Here is a 257-nt window from a genome sequence, read left to right as displayed (position 1 = left end):
CGATACCGCGCCGCACCAGTTCGATGTCGGCGCCCAGGTCCTCGGCGAGGTTGGCGAGTTCGTTCATGAACGAGATGCGGGTCGCCAGCATGGCATTGGCGGCATATTTGGTGAGTTCGGCCGAGCGCACATCCATGACCATGGTCCGATCATGGTTGAGGGTGAACGGGGCGTAGAGCTGGCGGATCAACTCGAGGCCACGCTTGCCCTCCGGCGTCGCGTCCGCACCGATGACGATGCGGTCGGGGCGGTTGAAG

The 257-nt window shown here is 64.2% G+C and carries 1 pseudogene; it reads right to left on the bottom strand.

Annotated features, from left to right (window positions below):
* Positions 1-257, bottom strand: a pseudogene (locus tag RYX56_RS26685) (UDP-glucose 6-dehydrogenase); the annotation flags it as partial.

Source organism: Alkalihalophilus lindianensis, from assembly GCF_032843265.1.
GTDB lineage: Bacteria > Bacillota > Bacilli > Bacillales > Bacillaceae_D > Alkalihalophilus > Alkalihalophilus lindianensis.
Note: the sequence above shows the minus strand (reverse complement) of the source record. Positions and strands in the feature narration are given on the sequence as shown.